This window comes from Kitasatospora dryopteridis, from assembly GCF_050749075.1.
Taxonomy (GTDB): Bacteria; Actinomycetota; Actinomycetes; order Streptomycetales; family Streptomycetaceae; genus Kitasatospora.
In genome coordinates, this window is sequence record NZ_CP192749.1 from 5,431,566 (window position 1) to 5,447,294 (window position 15,729).

The 15,729-nt window shown below is 72.4% G+C and carries 13 protein-coding genes; 9 read left to right on the forward strand and 4 right to left on the reverse strand.

Annotated features, from left to right (window positions below; genetic code table 11):
• Positions 1 to 49 precede the first annotated feature (49 nt).
• The 3 genes from ACQ614_RS24545 (at position 50) to ACQ614_RS24555 (ending at position 4,388) form a co-directional block, all read left to right on the forward strand.
• Positions 50 to 976 (forward strand): FadR/GntR family transcriptional regulator, encoded by a 927-nt coding sequence (locus ACQ614_RS24545; RefSeq protein ID WP_431680815.1) that lies wholly within the window; start codon positions 50 to 52, stop codon positions 974 to 976.
• A 633-nt stretch (positions 977 to 1,609) separates the two neighbouring features.
• The gene (locus tag ACQ614_RS24550) at positions 1,610 to 3,247 is read left to right on the forward strand and encodes an RNA polymerase sigma factor (RefSeq protein WP_431680816.1); all 1,638 of its coding nucleotides are present in this window, start codon (positions 1,610 to 1,612) and stop codon (positions 3,245 to 3,247) included.
• 223 nt (positions 3,248 to 3,470) lie between these two features.
• Positions 3,471 to 4,388: a S1 family peptidase gene (locus tag ACQ614_RS24555; protein ID WP_431680817.1), complete on the forward strand. Its 918-nt coding sequence runs from the start codon at positions 3,471 to 3,473 to the stop codon at positions 4,386 to 4,388.
• 148 nt (positions 4,389 to 4,536) lie between these two features.
• Here the strand turns inward: ACQ614_RS24555 and ACQ614_RS24560 are convergent, their stop codons facing one another.
• On the reverse strand, positions 4,537 to 4,767 hold the full coding sequence (locus ACQ614_RS24560; protein ID WP_363490867.1) for a DUF7455 domain-containing protein: 231 nt from the start codon (positions 4,765 to 4,767) through the stop codon (positions 4,537 to 4,539).
• Between the two features lie 496 nt (positions 4,768 to 5,263).
• On the opposite strand from ACQ614_RS24560, the gene ACQ614_RS24565 reads away from it, so the two are divergent.
• The 3 genes from ACQ614_RS24565 (at position 5,264) to ACQ614_RS24575 (ending at position 9,803) form a co-directional block, all read left to right on the forward strand.
• A complete protein-coding gene (locus ACQ614_RS24565; protein WP_431680818.1) occupies positions 5,264 to 7,372 on the forward strand; it encodes a DNA gyrase/topoisomerase IV subunit B in 2,109 nt (702 codons plus the stop codon).
• A gap of 308 nt (positions 7,373 to 7,680) precedes the next feature.
• Complete coding sequence (locus tag ACQ614_RS24570; RefSeq protein WP_431680820.1) at positions 7,681 to 8,163, forward strand: DUF485 domain-containing protein; 483 nt, start codon at positions 7,681 to 7,683, stop codon at positions 8,161 to 8,163.
• The gene (locus ACQ614_RS24575) at positions 8,160 to 9,803 is read left to right on the forward strand and encodes a solute symporter family protein (RefSeq protein ID WP_431680822.1); all 1,644 of its coding nucleotides are present in this window, start codon (positions 8,160 to 8,162) and stop codon (positions 9,801 to 9,803) included. The genes ACQ614_RS24570 and ACQ614_RS24575 overlap by 4 nt, the downstream gene beginning before the upstream one ends.
• Before the next feature lie 41 nt (positions 9,804 to 9,844).
• On the opposite strand, the gene ACQ614_RS24580 is transcribed toward ACQ614_RS24575, so the two are convergent.
• The 3 genes from ACQ614_RS24580 to ACQ614_RS24590 all read right to left on the reverse strand — a co-directional run bounded on the left by ACQ614_RS24580 (position 9,845) and on the right by ACQ614_RS24590 (position 12,673).
• Complete coding sequence (locus ACQ614_RS24580) at positions 9,845 to 10,180, reverse strand: hypothetical protein (RefSeq protein ID WP_431680824.1); 336 nt, start codon at positions 10,178 to 10,180, stop codon at positions 9,845 to 9,847.
• A gap of 226 nt (positions 10,181 to 10,406) precedes the next feature.
• A complete protein-coding gene (locus ACQ614_RS24585; protein ID WP_431680825.1) occupies positions 10,407 to 11,090 on the reverse strand; it encodes a response regulator in 684 nt (227 codons plus the stop codon).
• Entirely contained in the window at positions 11,087 to 12,673 is a 1,587-nt protein-coding gene (locus ACQ614_RS24590) for an ATP-binding protein (protein ID WP_431680826.1), read from the reverse strand. Before ACQ614_RS24590 ends, ACQ614_RS24585 begins: the two co-directional genes overlap by 4 nt.
• Before the next feature lie 238 nt (positions 12,674 to 12,911).
• On the opposite strand from ACQ614_RS24590, the gene ACQ614_RS24595 reads away from it, so the two are divergent.
• The 3 genes from ACQ614_RS24595 (at position 12,912) to ACQ614_RS24605 (ending at position 15,725) form a co-directional block, all read left to right on the forward strand.
• Positions 12,912 to 13,736 (forward strand): ABC transporter ATP-binding protein, encoded by an 825-nt coding sequence (locus tag ACQ614_RS24595; protein ID WP_431680827.1) that lies wholly within the window; start codon positions 12,912 to 12,914, stop codon positions 13,734 to 13,736.
• Complete coding sequence (locus ACQ614_RS24600; protein WP_431680828.1) at positions 13,726 to 14,595, forward strand: ABC transporter permease; 870 nt, start codon at positions 13,726 to 13,728, stop codon at positions 14,593 to 14,595. Before ACQ614_RS24595 ends, ACQ614_RS24600 begins: the two co-directional genes overlap by 11 nt.
• A 65-nt stretch (positions 14,596 to 14,660) precedes the next feature.
• The gene (locus ACQ614_RS24605; RefSeq protein ID WP_431680829.1) at positions 14,661 to 15,725 is read left to right on the forward strand and encodes an ABC transporter substrate-binding protein; all 1,065 of its coding nucleotides are present in this window, start codon (positions 14,661 to 14,663) and stop codon (positions 15,723 to 15,725) included.
• Positions 15,726 to 15,729: the final 4 nt, after the last annotated feature.

Here is a 15,729-nt window from a genome sequence, read left to right on the forward strand (position 1 = left end):
CTGCCTGATAAGAAGTCAATGATCCAGCCGCAGACGATCACCCTTTCGTGTGCTTTTCACGAGAATCCTCAAGCCGCGTGGGGCGATCGCCGACAAAGGACGTGTGAGTACCCTTGCGCACCCCGCCATGACCACTGCCCGTTCGGCCGACCCGATGGCCGCCGCCGACCTCAACCGCTTCCCCTACGCCGAACGGCCCGTCCCGCCCGCCCCCCGCTGGGAGGGCGCCGAGTCCGAGCTCGCCCGGGCCGGCCGCAAGACCACCAGCAGCCGCGGCCGCGGCCTGCACGGCCAGCTTGTCCAGCAGCTCGGCCAGATGATCGTCTCCGGCGACCTCGGCGCCGACCGCCCTCTCGTCCCGGAGGAGATCGGCCAGCGCTTCGAGGTCTCCCGCACCGTCGTCCGCGAGTCCCTGCGGGTCCTGGAGGCCAAGGGCCTGGTCAGCGCCCGGCCCAACGTCGGCACCCGGGTCCGCCCGGTCGCCGACTGGAACCTCCTCGACCCCGACATCATCGAGTGGCGAGCCTTCGGCCCGCAGCGCGACGAGCAGCGCCGCGAGCTGTTCGAGCTGCGCTGGGCGATCGAGCCGCTGGCCGCCCGCCTCGCCGCCGGCCACGGCCGTGAGGACGTCCAGCACCGCCTGGTCGAACTGACCGAGATCATGGCCCACACCGCCGCCCAGGGCGACACGGTCGGCTACTCCCGGGCCGACGCCGAACTGCACGGTCTGGTCCTGCAGATGGCGGGGAACCGCATGCTGGAGCACCTCTCCGGCATCGTCTCCTGCGCCCTCCAGGTGTCCGGCGGTCCCAGCTCGACCTGCGAGCGGCCCTCGGACGCGGCGATCAGCCTGCACGCCCGCCTGGTCGACGCCCTCGGCACCGGGGACGGCACCGCGGCGGAGGCGGCGGTCCGGGCGCTGCTCACCGTGCACCCGGACATCGAGCACGCCGTCCCGGCGCCGCGCGAGCACTGATCCGGGCAGGGCGACCACCGTGCGCGAGCGCCGGACCCCACCCGGCGCCGACCCGGTACTCGACGTGAGCACCGACACTCCCGCATCCCGCATCCGGCGCCGTCGGAACCTGACCGGGCCGCCGGCCCCGGCCCGGGCCGTGAGCCCGGGCCGCCGGCCCCGGCGCGAGCCGCGGCACCCGGCGCGAGGAGCGGATCGGACCCCGCCCCGGGCGCCGGCACCGGGCCCCGCCCGGCGCAGGTGCCGCGCCCGTCCGGCCGACCGCCGTTCGGCCCCTGCGCCACGGCCCTTCCGCGGCCCCGCGGCCCGTCCCCCCAAGGCTTCCGGGGGCCGTGCCGGCGGGCAGTGGAGGGGCCCGGAGGCGGTTCCGCCGGTGGTGTGACCCGCGCCACGAACGGGATGCGTAACACTGGAGGGGTGGCAGCGATGTGTACGGAGCGGAAGCAGCTCCGGAATACCACCACCATGTCAGAATGCTGTGTTGGTCTGCGGCGCTGCTGCCGTCCCGCAAACCCAGTCCTCGTCCACCAGTCCGAGCCGGTCGGAGTCGACCCCGCACGTGAGCGTGCGTGATCGTCTCCGGTTCTCTCGTACGGCCGGGTACGGGTTCGAGTCCACTCATCGTCCGAGAGGTTGTTCGTGTCGGCCAGCACATCCCGTTCCCTCCCCCCCGAGATCGCCGAGTCCGCAGCACTGCTCGCGCTCATCGAGCGGGGCAAGGCCCAGGGGCAGATCGCCGGTGACGACGTGCGTCAGGCCTTCGAGGCGGACCAGATCCCGGTCACCAAGTGGAAGAACGTCATGCGCAGCCTCAACCAGGTGCTGATTGAGGAAGGAGTGGACCTCATGGTCAGTGCGGCCGAACCGGCCGGCTCCAAGCGCAAGAGCGTCGCGGCCAAGAGCACCACCAAGCGCACCGCGACCAAGACGGTCACCACCCGTACCCCGGCCGCCCCGACGAAGCCGCCGGTGCGCATCGCACCGGCTGCGACGCCGGCCGCCCCTGTGGCCGCCCCGTCCGTGGTCGCCTCCGTCGCCGCCGAGATCAGCGTGGTCGAGGCCTCCTCCTCCGAGGTCGTCGCGGCCAAGGCGGCGGCCGCCAAGAGGGCCGCGCCCGCGAAGAAGGCCGCCGCGAAGAAGACCGCCGCGCCCGCGAAGAAGACCGCCGCCAAGAAGACCGCCGCCACCAAGAAGGGCGACGAGGAGCTGATCGGCGGCGAGGAGGAGCTGCTCGAGGACGTGGCGCTCCCCGGCGACAAGGCCGCCGAGGGTTCCGACACCCCGGAGGAGGAGTCGGAGGGCTTCGTCCTCTCCGACGACGACGAGGACGACGCGCCGGCCCAGCAGGTCGCCGTCGCCGGTGCCACCGCCGACCCGGTCAAGGACTACCTCAAGCAGATCGGCAAGGTCCCGCTGCTCAACGCCGAGCAGGAGGTCGAGCTCGCCAAGCGCATCGAGGCCGGCCTGTTCGCCGAGGACAAGCTGAGCCAGGCCGACAAGCTCGCCCCCAAGCTCAAGCGCGAGCTGGAGATCATCGCCGAGGACGGCCGCCGCGCCAAGAACCACCTGCTGGAGGCCAACCTCCGCCTGGTGGTCTCGCTGGCCAAGCGCTACACCGGCCGCGGCATGCTCTTCCTGGACCTCATCCAGGAGGGCAACCTCGGTCTGATTCGTGCGGTCGAGAAGTTCGACTACACCAAGGGCTACAAGTTCTCGACCTACGCCACCTGGTGGATCCGCCAGGCGATCACCCGCGCCATGGCCGACCAGGCCCGCACCATCCGTATCCCGGTGCACATGGTCGAGGTCATCAACAAGCTGGCCCGCGTCCAGCGCCAGATGCTCCAGGACCTGGGCCGCGAGCCCACCCCGGAGGAGCTGGCCAAGGAGCTCGACATGACCCCCGAGAAGGTCATCGAGGTCCAGAAGTACGGCCGCGAGCCCATCTCGCTGCACACCCCGCTCGGCGAGGACGGCGACAGCGAGTTCGGTGACCTGATCGAGGACTCCGAGGCGGTCGTCCCGGCCGACGCGGTCTCCTTCACCCTGCTGCAGGAGCAGCTGCACTCGGTGCTCGACACCCTGTCCGAGCGCGAGGCCGGCGTCGTCTCGATGCGCTTCGGCCTGACGGACGGTCAGCCGAAGACGCTGGACGAGATCGGCAAGGTCTACGGGGTGACCCGTGAGCGCATCCGCCAGATCGAGTCCAAGACCATGTCGAAGCTGCGGCACCCGTCGCGTTCGCAGGTCCTGCGCGACTACCTCGACTGATCCCCCGGGGCACCCCCGGAGACCCAGCGAGCCCGAAGGGGCCCGGAGCAGACGCTCCGGGCCCCTTCGGCGTTCCCGCAGCCGCCGCCACAGTCGCTGCTCTTCCGCCGCCCGGCTCCCGCGATCGCTCGTACGGGTGGCGACGCGCCACATGACGACACGTAAGGTAACCGCTCGACTACGCTGTGCCGGTTGTCTGTCGTCGACCACGCTTGGAGACCCAGTGCCTTCCCTGGACGCCTCCGCCTTCCGGCCCCGATTCCCCGCCCCCCGCAGCAGCCCGGGCCCGGCGCCCGCAGTCGTCGGTGCCGGCCGCGGGCGCGCACGGCGGGCGCTGGCCGCGGCGCTGCTGGCCTCGCTGCCGGCCTCGCTGGTCGTGCTCGGCACCGCCGGGCCCGCCCACGCGCAGCGCAGGATCGTCGGCGGATCGGCCTCCTCCACCGCCGACCACCCGTGGATGGTCGCGATCGCCAGCCGCCAGCAGTTCGGCACCACCCGCTCCGGGCAGTTCTGCGGGGGCGTGCTGGTCTCCGCGACCAAGGTGGTCACCGCCGCGCACTGCTTCTACGACGAGCGCACCGGCCGCCGCGCCGACCGGCCCGGCCTGCAGGCCGTGATCGGCCGTGACGATCTGCGCACCCGCGACGGACGGGAGGTGACGGTGCGCAGTGTGTGGATCGACCCCGGGTACGATTTCGGCCGCAACCTGCGGGACGTGGCGGTGCTCACGCTCGCCGAGGCGCAGTCCGGCCGCCCGGTGATCGGCATGGTCGGCCAGGGGGAGGCCGAGCCGTACGCGGCGGGCACCCCGGCGACGGTCTACGGCTGGGGCGACACCCGGGGGAACGGCAGTTACTCGCCGACCCTGCGGTCGGTCGACGTGCCGGTGATCGCCGACGAGGTGTGTTCGCGCGCCTACCCTGCGGGTGGGGACAGCCCGTACGACGCGCGGGTCATGGTCTGCGCCGGCACCGAGCAGGGCGGGCGGGACGCCTGCCAGGGCGACAGCGGCGGGCCGCTGGTGGTCGCCGGCCGGCTGGCGGGGCTGGTGTCCTGGGGGACGGGCTGCGCGGAGGCGGCCCACCCCGGCGTCTACACCCGGGTGGCCGCGGTGAGCGACGATGTGCGCTCCGTGCTCTGACGCTCACCGTCCGACGTGGTGTCAGTCCGTGTGCACCCGCTCACGGATGGCGAGGGTCGGGACGGAAAAAGGCCGGACGGCAGGTCGATCGACCTGCCGTCCGGCCCGTCGGCCCGTGCCGACTTGGCTCGTCGCGCGAGTGCTGCGGTCAGCGCTCGTCGTCGTTGGCCGTGGCGGGCGTCGTGCTCAGACGACCCGTCTCGTCCTGTATCTCCACCGAGATCTTCTTGAGCTCGGGCTCGAACTTCCGGCCATGGTGGGCACAGAAGAGCAGTTCTCCGCCGCTGGCGAGGACGACGCGCAGGTAGGCCTGGGCGCCGCAACGGTCGCAGCGGTCAGCCGCGGTGAGCGGGCTCGCAGGGGTCAGAACAGTAGTCACGTCGCCTCTTCTCTAGCTCGACGAGCTGTCGTACCAGGGTCAACATCCAACCAGGTCGATTTCGTTCCCGCTCGTGGCTTTTCTTCTCTGAGGATTCTGCTGTGTTGATGAGGACGTGCCCCGGGGCCCGGCGGTTCATGCGTGCCGTTTCCCGTGGCGGCCACCCCTCGTCGAACGCCCGATCGAGGCGATGTCCGAGGTCCGCGTAGCATAATCCTCTGCTGGGTTGGAGCATAAGCCCCGTCCCGAGCACCGGTAGCCTGCATCGCAGCAGCTCCGCCGCCTGCGACCGGGTGCCACGGTCCGCCAGGAACCGTGGTGGCAGGAGGAGATGGCGTTCCGGCGCCCCGGTGCCCGGCCAAGGTCGTGTTCGCGCAGCGCGTACAGGCTGCGACGGCCGCCACACTCCGCCGTCTCGCCCTGTGAGAGCGCGTCGGGGGCGAGCGGCGGTCCGAGCAGACGAGTCAGAGAACTTCATTGAGGAGTGCAACGCCGCATGAGTGCCGAATCAGTGCCGTCCGCCCTGCTGGCCAAAGACGACGGTTCCAACTACACCGCTCGGCACCTGCTCGTCCTGGAGGGCCTGGAGGCCGTCCGCAAGCGCCCCGGCATGTACATCGGGTCCACGGACAGTCGCGGCCTGATGCACTGCCTGTGGGAGATCATCGACAACTCCGTCGACGAGGCGCTCGGCGGCTTCTGCGACCGGATCGAGGTCCTCCTGCACCACGACGGCTCGGTGGAGGTCCGCGACAACGGCCGCGGCATCCCCGTCGACGTCGAACCCAAGACCGGTCTGTCCGGCGTCGAGGTCGTCATGACCAAGCTGCACGCCGGCGGCAAGTTCGGCGGCGGCTCCTACGCCGCCTCCGGCGGTCTGCACGGCGTCGGCGCCTCCGTGGTGAACGCCCTCTCCGCCCGCCTGGACGTCGAGGTCGACCGCAGCGGCCACACCCACGCGATCAGCTTCCGCCGCGGCACCCCCGGCATCTTCACCGAGCTCTCCCCGGACGCCCCGTTCGAGGCGGCGAGCGGCCTGGCCAAGAAGGGCAGGGCCCCGCGCGGCCGCACCGGCACCCGCATCCGCTACTGGGCGGACCGGCAGATCTTCCTCAAGGACGCCCGGCTCTCCCTGGAGAGCCTGCACGCCCGCGCCCGGCAGACCGCCTTCCTCGTCCCCGGCCTCACCATCATCGTCCGTGACGAGCGACTGACGGAAAGTGAGGAGGTCGACGAGACGACCTTCCGCTTCGACGGCGGCATCGCCGAGTTCTGCGACTTCCTCGCGCCCGACAAGCCGATCTGCGACGTGGTGCGGCTGCACGGCGAGGGCAACTTCAAGGAGACCGTGCCCGTCCTCGACGAGCTCGGCCACATGACCCCCACCGAGGTCACCCGCCACCTCGGCGTGGACATCGCGCTGCGCTGGGGCGCCGGCTACGACACCACCATGCGCTCCTTCGTGAACATCATCGCCACCCCCAAGGGCGGCACCCACGTCACCGGCTTCGAGCGCTCCCTCGCCAAGACAGTCAACGAGGTGCTGCGCGGCGCCAAGATGCTCCGCGTCGCCGAGGACGACATCACCAAGGACGACGCCCTGGAGGGCCTCACCGCGGTGGTCACCGTCCGGCTCGCCGAGCCGCAGTTCGAGGGCCAGACCAAGGAGGTGCTCGGCACCTCGGCCGCCAACCGCATCGTCGCCACCGTGGTCGCCAAGGAGCTGAAGGCCTTCCTCACCTCCGCCAAGAAGGACGAGAAGGTCCAGGCCCGCGCCGTCCTGGAGAAGGTCGTCGCGGCCGCCCGCACCCGGGTCGCCGCCCGGCAGCACAAGGAGGCGCAGCGCCGCAAGACCGCGCTGGAGACCTCCTCGCTGCCGGCCAAGCTCGCCGACTGCCGCAGCGACGACGTCGACCGCAGCGAACTCTTCATCGTCGAGGGGGACTCGGCGCTCGGCACCGCCAAGCTCGCCCGCAACTCCGAGTTCCAGGCGCTGCTGCCGATCCGCGGCAAGATCCTCAACGTGCAGAAGGCCTCCGTGGCCGACATGCTCAAGAACGCCGAGTGCGCCTCGATCATCCAGGTCATAGGAGCGGGCTCCGGGCGGACCTTCGACATCGACCAGGCCCGCTACGGCCGGGTCATCTTCATGGCCGACGCCGATGTCGACGGCTCGCACATCCGCTGCCTGCTGCTGACCCTCTTCCAGCGCTACATGCGGCCGATGGTCGAGCAGGGCCGGGTGTTCGCCGCGGTGCCGCCGCTGCACCGGATCGAGCTGACCAACCCCAAGCGCGGCCAGGGCAAGTACCACTACACCTACTCGGACGCCGAACTGCGGCGCACCCTGCTGGAGTTCCAGTCGAAGGGGCTGCGCTGGAAGGAGCCGGTGCAGCGCTACAAGGGCCTCGGCGAGATGGACGCGGACCAGCTGGCGGAGACCACCATGGACCCGCGGCACCGCATCCTGCGCCGGATCAACCTCGGCGACCTGGAGGCCGCGGAGAAGACGTTCGACCTGCTGATGGGCAACGACGTCGCCCCGCGCAAGGAGTTCATCGTGGACTCCGCCGCGACCCTGGACCGCTCGCGCATCGACGCCTGAGCACGGCCCCGGCCGGACGGGCCCTCCACCCAGCGGGGTGGAGGGCCCGCGGCGTGTCGCCGAGCAATGGGCCGACCCGGTCGCTGACCGAGCGTCAGAGTGCTTCGAGGAGTGGGCCGTCCGGGCGGAGCGGGGCTCCGTTCGTGGGGCCGCCCTCCCCTCATCAGTTCGAGTGAACGTATCTGCACCGGTTGGCGGCGGCGCCCCGCGGAGCTCCATCCTGGTCGGGTCACTGCGGCCGGAGGGTTCCATTCCGGCGCCGAGTCCGACGCCGCCCGTCCGCGCGCGTCCCCGTTCAGGAGCGTCCCGTGGCGCAGCAGCAGAGCTTCGACTGGTGGGCCGGCCGGGTGCCGGGCCGCCCCGCCGCCCGGCAGGCCCGGGTGCCCGCACCGGCCGCCGCCGCGCCGTCGGCAGCGCCGGAGCAGGTGGCGGAGCCGGAGCAGGCGTCGGAGCAGGTGTCGGAGACCTCCGTGCCGGCCGCGGGCGAGGTGTACCGGGCGGTGCAGTCCAGCGAGGCTTTCGACGCGATCCGCCGCAGCCACCGGGGATTCGTCCTGCCCGCCACCGCGCTCTTCGTCGGCTGGTACCTGCTGTACGTGCTCGCGCAGGCCGCCGCGCCGGCCCTGATGCGCCGCCAGGTCGCCGGCCCGCTGAACGTCGCGTGGCTGCTCGGCCTCGGCCAGTTCGCCTCGACCTTCGTGCTGACCTGGCTGTACGCCCGCAACGCCCGGACCAAGCGCGACCGGGCCGCCCTCGAACTGCGCTGGGACACCCAGGACCGGCTCCGGTGAGCGCGTCCGCCGCCCTCGCCGCCGCCGGCCCGGCCGGCCACCGCGGCCTGGCCGTCGCCCTGTTCGCGGTGATCGTGCTGGTCACCCTGGCGATCACCCTGTGGGCCGGCCGCCGCGGTCGCGCCGCCGAGGACTTCTACGTCGGCGGCCGCGGCTTCAGCCCGCTGCAGAACGGCCTCGCGCTCTCCGGCGACTACCTCTCCGCCGCCTCCTTCCTCGGTGTGACCGGCCTGATCGCGCTGTACGGCTACGACGGGGTGCTCTACAGCATCGGCTTCCTGGTGGCGTGGCTGGTGGTGCTGATGCTCGTCGCCGAACTCGTCCGCAACGCGGGCCGCTACACCCTGGCGGACGTGCCGGCGCTGCGGATGCGCGCCCGCCCGGTGCGGGCCGCGGCGGGCACCGCCAGTCTGGTCGTCTCCCTGCTCTACCTGATCGCCCAGATGGTCGGCGCCGGAAGCCTGGTCGCGCTGCTGCTCGGCACCGGCGACGGCCCGGCCAAGGCCTGGACGATCGTCGCGGTCGGCGCCCTGATGATCGTCTACGTGACGGTCGGCGGCATGCGCGCCACCACCTGGATCCAGATCGTCAAGGCCGTGCTGCTGGTGGCCGGTTCGGTGCTGCTGACGGTGCTGGTGCTGGTCCGCTTCCACGGCGACCTCGGCGCGCTGATGCAGGCCGCGGCCGACCGCAGCGGGGCCGGCCGCGCCTACCTGGAGCCGGGGCTGAAGTACGGCGCCGCCCTCACCAGCCGGCTGGACTTCGTCAGCCTCGGCCTCGCCCTGGTGCTCGGCACCGCCGGGCTGCCGCACATCATCTGCCGCTTCTACACGGTGCCGACGGCCCGCGCCGCCCGCCGCTCGACGATCTGGGCGATCGGCCTGGTCGGCGCCTTCTACCTGATGGCCGTGGTGCTCGGCCTCGGTGCGGCGGCGCTGGTCGGCACCCGGGCGGTGCGCAGCGCCAACCCCGCGGGGAACACCGCCGTGCCGCTGCTCGCGGCCGAGCTCGGCGGCGGTCAGGGCGCCACCCGCGGGGTGGTGCTGTTCGCGCTGATCTCCGCGATCGCCTTCGCCACCATCCTGGCGGTGGTCGCGGGCCTGACCCTGGCCTCCTCCGCCGCCTTCGCGCACGACCTGTACGCCGGGGCCCGGCGGCGCGGCCGGGCCGGGGAGGCCGGGCCGGGGAGGACCGAGCAGGAGGAGGTGGTGGCCGCCCGGGTCTCCGCGGTGGTGATCGGAGCGCTCGCCATTGTGCTCAGCCTGTTCGCCCAGCGGCTGAACGTGGCCTTCCTGGTCGGCCTGGCCTTCGCGGTCGCCGCCTCGGCCAACCTCCCCACCCTGCTGTACAGCCTGTTCTGGCGCCGTTTCACCACCCGCGGCGCGGTCTGGGCGGTCTACGGGGGGCTGCTGCCGGCGGTGCTGCTGGTGGTGTTCTCCCCGGTGGTCTCGGGTGCGCCGACCGCGGTCCTCCCCGGGGTGGACTTCCACTGGTTCCCGCTGGAGAACCCGGGCCTGGTGTCGATCCCGCTGGGTTTCCTGGCCGGCTGGCTGGGTACGGTGACCTCCCGCGAGCCGGCCGACGGGGACCGCTTCGCGGAGATGGAGGTCCGCTCGCTCACCGGCGCCGGGGCGGTGTAGCAGCCCGCCCGTGCGGCAGCCCCGGCGCCGGTGACCGGGCGTCAGATCGTACAGGTGGTGTTCTGCAGGTCCGGACGGTCGGCGGGGCCGCCGGTGGCGCAGACGATCGCGCGGTAGTCGGTGCGGACGGCCGGTGTGGTCAGCGCGAGGTTGCCGGTGCCGACCAGCGAGGACGCGGCCACCGTCTCCCACGGCCTGCCCCAGGCCCGCTGGATGCGGACCTCGACCCGCAGCAGGGCGGGCCGGGTATGGCCGGTCGCGTCCAGGCGCGCCGCGCCCACCACGCCCTCGGTGCTCGGCTGCTGCCAGACGCACGGCCGGACGGTCGCCGTCTGGCACTCCGGCTGGGGCGCAGCCACCGCGGAGCCTGTGGTCACAGCCGTGATCGTTGCCACAGCCGCGGCCAGACCTGCGATACGTGAAATCATGGCACTGTTCTCCTTTGAATCAGAGCCTCGTCGGGTTGCCTGCGCCGACTATGTCATGTCCGTGACAGAATAGCCACCGTGAGTGTGCATCACATGACCGAACGTCAGGCATCCCGACGATTAACCACAGGCCGGTCGACCGCAGTGCGCCGCGCGTGCCGCCGCGGCGGCGGGCCTACCGCCCCGCCAGGCCGTACCGGTGCTCCGGCCGGCCGGTGTCCCCGTACCGCAGGCTCAGCCGCAGCCGCCCGTCCCGCGCCAGCTGCTTCAGGTAGCGCTGCGCGGTCGAGCGCGACAGCCCCGTCCCGTCCGCGACCTCCTGGGCGGACAGCGGCTGCCCGGCCCGCCGCAGCGCGCCCAGCACCAGGTCGGTCGTCGGCGCCGAGTGCCCCTTTGGCAGCGAGGCGGGGGAGGCGGCCGTCCGCAGGGCGGCGAACATCCGGTCGACCTCGTCCTGGCCGGCCTCCCGGGCACCCGCCCCGGCGAGCGCGTGCCGCAGTTCGGCGTAGCCGGTGAGCTTCTCCCGCAGCCCGGCGAAGGTGAACGGCTTGACCAGGTACTGCAGCGCGCCGTGCTGCATCGCCGCGTGCACCGTGGAGACGTCCCGGGCGGCGGTGACCATCATGACGTCGCAGCCGATGCCGCCCTCGCGCAGCCGCCGCACCAGGGCGAGACCGGTCTCGTCGGGCAGGTGGTGGTCGAGCAGCACCAGGTCGACGGGGGAGCGCTCCAGCGAGGCGAGGGCCTCCGCGGCGCTGTGCGCCCGGCCGGTGACCCGGAAGCCGGGCACCTTGGCGACGTACGCCGCGTGCACCTCGGCGACCCGGAAGTCGTCGTCCACCACCAGTACGTCGATCATGCCGCCTCCGCCGGGTGCAGGGCCTCGGGCAGTTCCACCGTGAACCGGGCGCCGCCGAGCGGGCCGGTGCCGACCGCGAGCCGGCCGCCGGAGCGCTCCGCCACCCGCCGGACCAGCGCGAGGCCGAGGCCCCTCGGCCGGTGCGCGGGGGCGTCCTTGCTGGTCCAGCCCTCCTCGAAGACCAGCGCCCGCAGCTCCTCGGGCACGCCGGGGCCGCTGTCCGCGACCTCGACGAGCAGGGTCGCACCGACCGGGCGCAGCCGGACCTCGACCGCGCCGGGGCCGGCGCCGACCGCGTCCAGGGCGTTGTCGACCAGGTTGCCGACCACGGTGACCAGGGCGCGCGAGTCCACCGCGGCGTCCGGCAGATGGCTGTCGGCGGTGACGGCGAGGGTGATCCCGCGCTCGGCGGCGACCGCGGCCTTGCCCGCCAGCACTGCGCCGACGTGCGGGTCCTGCACCTGCTCGCCGATCCGGGCGGACAGTGCGGCGTGCGAACCGGACTCCTCGGAGATGAACGCCGCCGCCTGCTCGTGCCGGCCGAGCTCCAGCAGGCCGAGCAGGGTGTGCATCCGGTTCGCGTGCTCGTGGTCCTGCGCCCGCAGTGCCTCGGTGAGGCTCCGGGTGTTGTCCAGCTCCCGGACGAGCGACTCCAGTTCGGTGCGGTCGCGGAGCGTGGTGACGGCTCCGCCGTCCGCGGTGGCCATCCGGTTGACGACCAGCACCCGGTCGTCGCGGACGGCGGGCAGGTCGGTGCCGGTGATCCGGCCGGTCAGCACGTCCGCCAGCCGGCCCGGCGGCAGCAGCGAGTCCACCGTCCGGCCGGTGCAGTCCTCCGGCAGGGCGAGCAGTCGCAGCGCCTCGTCGTTGGCCAGCCTGATCCGGCCCGCACCGTCGAGCGCCACCATGCCCTCGCGGATGCCGTGCAGCATCGCCTCCCGCTCCACCAGCAGCGCGGAGATGTCCGCGACCGCGATGTTGTGGGTGCGGCGCTTCAGCCGGCGGGCCAGCAGCAGCGTCGCGGCCAGGCCCGCGGCCAGGCCGGTGCCCGCGCACAGCAGGATGCCGTTCGCCATCGACAGCATCCGGCGGCGGATCGACACGTCGCTGATCCCCACCGACACCTCGCCGACGATCCGCCCGTCCGCGAGCCGCAGCGGCACCTTGCCGCGGGCGGTCCGTCCCAGCGTGCCGTCCTGGATCGCGGTGACGCTCTCGCCGCGCAGCGCCGGCTGCGGGTCGGTGGAGACCCGCAGCCCGATCCGGGACGGGTCGGTGTGCGAGAGCCGGATGCCGTCCGAGTCGGTGATCACCACGAAGCTCGCGTCGGTTGCCAGCCGGATCTGTTCGGCGTTCCGCTGCGCGGTCGCCGAGTCCCGGACGGCCGCGGCCCGGGCGAGCGACTCGTCGGCGGCCGTCACCTGCGCGATCGACAGGGCCCGCTGCATCGCGTCCCGGTCCAGCTCCCGGCTGACCGGGGCGAGGAACAGGCCCGCCGTCACCGCGGTGACGCCGACGGTCACCACCGTCTGGCTGAGCAGCAGCTGGGCGAAGACCCGGCGCGGCCAGTGCAGTCGCCTCATCGCGGCCCTCCTTCGGTGCTCAGCGGGGGCGGGGTGGACGGTCACCCTACGTTTCGCCCGTGTTTCGTGCCAGCCCCGCCCAGCCGTTGTAGCGGAAGCAAAAGGAGCAGAACACCCCTCAACGCGGCAAAGCCGCGATAAGCCCGCAAGCCTCCCGTCGCGGCGGGTGCCGCTCGTAGCGTCCCGGACCACAGCACCGAGCCGGCGACGACGCCGGCCGAGGAGGTAGGTGGTTCACGTGAGCCTGCACAAGGCCGGCGCCGTCCCGGCGATCGAGCTGACCGGGGCGACCAAACGCTTCCGGACGCCGTCCGGCACCCTGCACACCGCCGTCCGGGACCTCGACCTGACCGTCGCCCCCGGCGAGTTCGTCGCCGTCGTCGGCCCCACCGGCTGCGGCAAGTCCACCACGCTGACCCTGGTCAGCGGCCTGGAGGAGCCCACCGAGGGCGAGGTGAAGGTCTACGGCGAGAGCGTCGACGGGATCAACCCGAACGTCGGCTTCGTCTTCCAGCAGGACGCCGTCTTCCCGTGGCGCACCGTGCTGTCCAACGTCACCGCCGGGCCGCGCTTCCGCGGCGTGCCCGCCGACGAGGCCCGCGAGAAGGCCCGCGACTGGCTGGCCAGGGTCGGCCTCGCGGCCTTCGAGGACCGCTACCCGCACCAGCTGTCCGGCGGCATGCGCAAGCGCGTCGCGCTCGCCCAGACCTTCGTCAACGACCCGAAGATCCTGCTGATGGACGAGCCGTTCTCCGCGCTCGACGTGCAGACCCGGGCCCTGATGTCCGACCAGTTGCTCGAGCTGTGGGCCGGCACCGGCTCCTCCGTCGTCTTCGTCACCCACGACCTCGACGAGGCGATCGCCCTCGCCGACCGGGTCGTGGTGATGACCGCGGGGCCGGCCACCGTCAAGGAGGTCTTCACCGTCGACCTGCCCCGGCCGCGCACCGTCGAGGCCGTCCGCCTGGAGCCCCGCTTCGTCGAGCTGTACCGCGAGATCTGGGCCTCCCTCGGCGAGGAAGTCCGCATCACCCGTGAGAGAGGAGCGGGTCGTGCCGCTTGAGACCGCCCCCGCCGCCGCCCCTGCGGCCGCCCCCGCCGCCACCCGCAGCGAGGTCCGCGAGAGGGCCGCCCGCAACCGCCGCAACGGCGTGTTCGCCGCCCGCGCCGGAGTCCTCGTCGCCTTCCTCGGCCTGTGGGAGGTCTGCGCCCGCACCGGCGTGATCGACCCGTTCAACTTCTCCCAGCCGTCGAAGATCTGGGCGCAGATCTGGCAGTGGATCACCCACGGCACCGCCCAGGGCTCCCTCGGCGAGCAGATCGGCTACACCCTGTACGAGGCGCTCAGCGGCTGGGTGGTCGGCGTGGTCGCCGGCGTCCTGCTCGGCATCGCCCTCGGCCGGATCCGCTTCCTCGCCGACGTGTTCGGGCCCTACATCAAGGTCCTCAACGCGATCCCGCGCATCGTCCTGGCGCCGATCTTCCTCATCTGGTTCGGCCTCGGCCCGGCGTCCAAGGTCGCCTCCGCGGTCGTCCTGGTGTTCTTCCCGGTGTTCTTCAACGCCTTCCAGGGAGCCCGCGAGGTCGACCGCAACCTCGTCGCCAACGCCCGCATCCTCGGCGCCGACAACCGCAAGGTCACCCTCCAGGTCGTCATCCCCGCCGCCACCACGTGGATCTTCACCAGCCTCCACGTCAGCTTCGGCTTCGCCCTGATCGGCGCCATCGTCGGCGAGTACATCGGCGCCACCAAGGGCCTCGGCCTGATGGTCGCCGCCGCCCAGGGCACCTTCAACGCCGCCGGCGTCTACGCCGCGATGACCATCCTCGCCGTCGTCGCCCTGTTCACCGAGGGCCTGCTCACCTTCGCCGAGAAGCGGCTCTTCCGCTGGAAGCCCGCCGACTCCGGCGACGGTCGCTGACCTCGCCCCCACCCCGCAGACCCTCCGCAGAACCCACCCCCGCGCACCCAGGAAGGCCCCCACCCATGCGCAGAACCGCCGCCGCCGCCGCCCTCGCCGCCGCCCTCCTCCTGCCGCTGGCCGCCTGCGCCAACGACGCCGCCTCCACCTCGCACAGCGGGGCCGCCCCCGCGGGCCCCACCGTCGAAGGCCCCAAGGTCAAGATCATGGTCGGCGGCCTCGACAAGGTCATCTACATGCCCGCCATGCTCACCCAGCGCCTCGGCTACTTCGCCGAGGCCGGCGTCAACGTCGAGCTGATGAGCGAGCCCGCCGGCGTCAACGCCACCACCGCCCTCCTCGCCGGCGACGTCCAGGGGGCCGTCGGCTTCTACGACCACACCATCGACCTGCAGGCCAAGGGCAAGAGCGTCGAATCCGTCGTCCAGTTCTCCCAGGCCCCCGGCGAGGTCGAGGTCGTCTCCGCCAAGCAGGCCGCCGCCATCAAGAGCGGCGCCGACTTCAAGGGCCGCAAGCTCGGCGTCACCAGCATCGGCTCCTCCACCGACTTCCTCACCAAGTACCTCGCCGTCAAGAACGGCGTCGACACCAGCCAGTTCAGCCCCATCGCCGTCGGCGCCGGCCAGACCTTCATCGCCGCCATGCAGCAGGGCTCCATCGACGCCGGCATGACCACCGACCCCACCGTCGCCAACATCCTCGCCAAGAACATCGGCACCGTCCTCTACGACATGCGCACCCCCGAAGGCTCCAAGGCGGCCCTCGGCGGCCTCTACCCCTCGTCCTCGCTGTACATGAACACCGCCTGGGTCAACAGCAACAAGGACACCGTGCAGAAGCTCGCCAACGCCTTCGTCAAGACCCTCAAGTGGATGAACACCCACACCCCCGAGGAGATCGCCGCGAAGATGCCCGCCGACTACGCCCAGGGCGGCGCCGAGCAGTACGCGGCCGCCATCAAGGCCACCCTCCCCATGTTCACCACCGACGGCGTCATGCCCGCCGACGGCCCCAAGACCGTCCTCGCCGTCCTCGGCGCCTTCCACCCCGACGTCAAGGGCAAGGAGGCGAGCATCGACCTCGCCAAGACCTACACCACCGAGTTCGTCACCAAGGCCGCAACCGGCTGAGCAC

What these genes read in the sequence shown, in the direction of transcription:
- ACQ614_RS24565 (WP_431680818.1), top strand. Translation starts at nt 5,264, where the DNA reads ATGAGTGCCGAATCAGTGCCGTCCGCCCTGCTGGCCAAAGACGACGGT.
- ACQ614_RS24585 (WP_431680825.1), bottom strand. Translation starts at nt 11,090, where the DNA reads ATGATCGACGTACTGGTGGTGGACGACGACTTCCGGGTCGCCGAGGTG.
- ACQ614_RS24590 (WP_431680826.1), bottom strand. Translation starts at nt 12,673, where the DNA reads ATGAGGCGACTGCACTGGCCGCGCCGGGTCTTCGCCCAGCTGCTGCTC.
- ACQ614_RS24605 (WP_431680829.1), top strand. Translation starts at nt 14,661, where the DNA reads ATGCGCAGAACCGCCGCCGCCGCCGCCCTCGCCGCCGCCCTCCTCCTG.